Here is a 3298-nt window from a genome sequence, read left to right on the forward strand (position 1 = left end):
GACGCAATTCCTGTCGATACGACGCCACACACGACCGCACCGCGTTGCCGCAGTGGTCCTCCGACGTGCCGTTGTGGCGCCCGGCGACCCAGATACTCGCGGCCAACCGCCGCAGGTCCCACTCCCAGCCCCCCGGGTGGGCCTCGTCGAAATCGTTGAGGTCGATCACCAGATCCCGCTCCGGAGAAGCGTAGAACCCGAAGTTGCCGAAGTGCGAGTCACCGCACACCACGGGTGTGATGCCCGTTGCGGGCAGATGCGCGACGTCCTCGGCCATCACCACCGCGGTTCCGCGCAGAAATCCGTAGGGCGAGTCGACCATGCGACCGACCCGGATCGGAATCAGCCGGTCGACCCTCCCGCGGTGACTGATGTTGATCAGTTCCACAGGGTCAGGACGATCAGAAGGCGCCGTCCAGTCGGCCAGCGACTTGCGCGGCACGCGCTTACGCAAACTTTTGCCAAGGGCATATCGCTCGGCCCGTGTTACCGGTCGCTGCCGCAATGACCGATACGCGTTGCCGTCGGCATCGGCGAGCACGGTGTGCACGCTGGCGGGTGCAGTGCCATCCATATCGGTGGGATACCCCGTTCGTAGGGAATAGTCCAGTGGCCAGCTGGCGGGTAATTTCCCGCTGATGGCGTCAACAGCGGCCAACCAACGGAGCAAGTGAAGTGTTAGACGATCCTCAGAAGCTCGCGAAAGTGTTCGCCTCAGCCAATGCAGTCGGCAGGCCGCTGCTGCAGTCGCCGCTGCATCGGATCGTCAGCGGTCGTTGATGCTGCTGAACTACACGGGCGGCAAGACGGGCAATCAGTACGCCTTCGCCATCGGCTATTTCGCGCGGGATGACGGAGATGTTTTGGTGTCCAGTTCGGCTAACTGGCCGAAGACCTTTGGGAACGCCCGCGATGTACGGCTGCTGATCAAAGGCCAATGGTTCACCGCCCAGCCGAAGGTGATCAAGGAGCCCGAACAGAAGGCGCATGTTCTCGCCGAGTTCGTCCGACGCAACGGAGTTCAGGCCGCCAAGGGCTTGATGCTCGGCCTGCCGGGAGACCATCAGCCGGATCGCCAACAGTTGCTCGAAGCCGGAGCCAAGACGACCTTCATCCGTTTCGCACTGGCACCCGAATTGAGACACCGTAGTCAGCTGCCCCGAACTATCTCCTCAGGTCTAGTGGATCATCCACGGGCGGCGAGTTGTGTGTCGCCTGGCAGTCGCTCGCGGTGTTCTTGGAACCCGCTCAGCGGCGTTCAGGCGGGAGCCGGGAGGTGGCGACCGAGATTGTCGCGCAGAGCTATCCGTTAGCCAGCTTCACGGTGACCCAATGCCGTCCAGGGCGCTCTCGTCATTGCCGCGCTGCAGCAGGTAGGGCGCGACCGCGCGGTGCAGAGGTGAGACCAGGGTCCAAATCGTGCGTGCGACTGCGGGCCGCGTGTAGAACAGATAGGTCGTGAAAGACGCTGTCTCACCGGTGTTTCGGCCTACGATATGCCCGTGGGCAACGGGTGACACGGCCTCGAGGTGGACGACCTCGGCCGTAGACACGACTATTTTCCACCCCAACAGGTGTTCAGACGAGGAAAGCGGACCGAGTCGCATTCCGAGCACGTAGCGGTGCACCGGGGGTACGAGCATCCGTATGACTGGCGCTCGGTCGAGAGCGGTCCGGAACGCCTGTTCAGGCGAGCGTGAGTCTGTGGGTCGTAGACGAATTTCAAAGGAGTCGGCGTAGTCAAAGTCAGACCCCCCAATTAACGGCTCCGCGGCAGGCACCGCGCATCGGCGAGCACGCGGACGGTCAATCGTCATGTCATGGTGTCCTTTCTGCGGATTCCGTTGTCGCCGCGACCTGCTCGGGCATGCGTATGCGACGGATTCCGACGACTCCCAGGAACAAGCCGGAGGCGACTTCCAGCAGCGTGACCGCCCAGGACAAAACATCGGGATGTACATCGTCGAGATACGACGCGCTGATCACGCTCCAGTGGGGCACGACATGACTGGCGGCCACGAGCGCAGCAGCGACGAGTCCGACAAGTGCGGCGACAGCAGGTGCGCGCAGGTCCCGCCGCAACGCAACGACGGCCACCAGCACCGCGGCCGCGGTCAACGTGCCACCGCCAATCATGATCACGACATTGAGTCCTGCCATGTGCTGTCTGACGTGATCGACCGTATGAAGAATATTCGCCGCCAAAAATATGGCGGCCGCTATGCGCAGCCCGTCAAACCGAATCCGTCGTGTCGCATCCATCGCAACCATCGCAACCATCGCAACCATCCGTGACAGCCGTTACGGGCGATCCATACGGTGCCGTATTGTACGGTAGCGTATGGTTGCTGGATCGGTCAACAGCCGCTGCGTTATTCCTGAAAGGGAGGTGGGCGCGATGGCCGCCCCGACTCGCACACCGCGCACGACCTGGATCCAAGAGGGACTTCGCGCACTTGGCGTCGGCGGCCTCGACGCGGTGCGCATAGAAGCGCTGGCTCAGGCACTTGGTGTCAGTAAGGGCGGCTTCTACTGGCAATTCGGCGACCGCAACACCTTGCTCGAGGAAATGCTCGACGCCTGGGAGCGCGTCGTCACGGACGAAGTGATCAACTACGTGGAAAACGGCGGTGGTGACGCGCGAACCAAACTGCGGCGACTGTTCGCGATCGCGGTCTCCACCTACGACATGATCAACATTGAATTCGCGATCCGCGACTGGGCGCGACGCGACACGGTCGTCGCCCACCGACTCAAGCGCGTTGACGACCGTCGCATGCAATACATGCGCTCGCTCTTCAGCGCCCTCTCGGATGACCCAGACGACATGGAAGCCCGCTGCCTGCTGGCCTTTTCGCTGTTCGTGGGCAACCACTTCATCGCTGCCGATCACGGCGCCAGAAGCCGCGAAGAAGTGATGAAGTCGGCAGTGGAAAAGCTCTTGGCCTAGGAACCCGGGTCATGGTTGCGCCGGCCGCCGGAGGCAATATCTGAACTGCCGGCCGTTGGTCCGGCGCGCAAAATCCGTAGCGGGAGCCGGCATCGACTGCCCAGTGGGCTTCGGTCGCAGTCACACGGGACCGTCCGGCGCGATTGACCAGGGCCAACGTCGGGTATTACCAGCTCACACGCTCTCCGAGGAGTGACCGAGATGGTGGGCTGGCTCGATCAGCTGCAGCAACGAAACCGTGTGGTGGGCTTTGTCGTTGCGGTGATCTACAAGTACGTCGATGACCAAGGCGGCTATCTGGCTGCGCTGATCACCTACTACGCGTTTGTGTCGCTGTTTCCGCTACTG

The 3298-nt window shown here is 62.5% G+C and carries 5 protein-coding genes and 1 pseudogene; 2 read left to right on the forward strand and 4 right to left on the reverse strand.

Annotated features, from left to right (window positions below; translation table 11 throughout):
* The 4 genes from QOC76_RS01605 to QOC76_RS01620 form a co-directional block, all read right to left on the reverse strand.
* Positions 1 to 574: DUF2252 family protein (locus QOC76_RS01605; protein ID WP_526353476.1), on the reverse strand; the 574-nt coding region annotated here is incomplete at its 3' end.
* Between the two features lie 115 nt (positions 575 to 689).
* The gene (locus QOC76_RS01610; RefSeq protein WP_526353478.1) at positions 690 to 1145 is read right to left on the reverse strand and encodes a hypothetical protein; all 456 of its coding nucleotides are present in this window, start codon (positions 1143 to 1145) and stop codon (positions 690 to 692) included.
* A gap of 174 nt (positions 1146 to 1319) precedes the next feature.
* Positions 1320 to 1553 (reverse strand): hypothetical protein, encoded by a 234-nt coding sequence (locus tag QOC76_RS01615; protein ID WP_526353480.1) that lies wholly within the window; start codon positions 1551 to 1553, stop codon positions 1320 to 1322.
* 265 nt (positions 1554 to 1818) lie between these two features.
* Positions 1819 to 2160: a hypothetical protein gene (locus tag QOC76_RS01620; protein ID WP_526353482.1), complete on the reverse strand. Its 342-nt coding sequence runs from the start codon at positions 2158 to 2160 to the stop codon at positions 1819 to 1821.
* A 181-nt stretch (positions 2161 to 2341) separates the two neighbouring features.
* On the opposite strand from QOC76_RS01620, the gene QOC76_RS01625 reads away from it, so the two are divergent.
* On the forward strand, positions 2342 to 2950 hold the full coding sequence (locus QOC76_RS01625) for a TetR/AcrR family transcriptional regulator (protein ID WP_526353484.1): 609 nt from the start codon (positions 2342 to 2344) through the stop codon (positions 2948 to 2950).
* Between the two features lie 201 nt (positions 2951 to 3151).
* Positions 3152 to 3298 (forward strand): annotated as a pseudogene (locus QOC76_RS01630) (ribonuclease BN); the annotation flags it as partial.

It is taken from the genome of Mycobacterium sp. (genome assembly GCF_032159565.1).
Taxonomy (GTDB): Bacteria; Actinomycetota; Actinomycetes; order Mycobacteriales; family Mycobacteriaceae; genus Mycobacterium.

Excerpts from the sequence above, each read along its gene's own strand:
- QOC76_RS01620 (WP_526353482.1), bottom strand. The coding sequence starts at position 2,160 with ATGGCAGGACTCAATGTCGTGATCATGATTGGCGGTGGCACGTTGACC.
- QOC76_RS01625 (WP_526353484.1), top strand. The coding sequence starts at position 2,342 with ATGGTTGCTGGATCGGTCAACAGCCGCTGCGTTATTCCTGAAAGGGAG.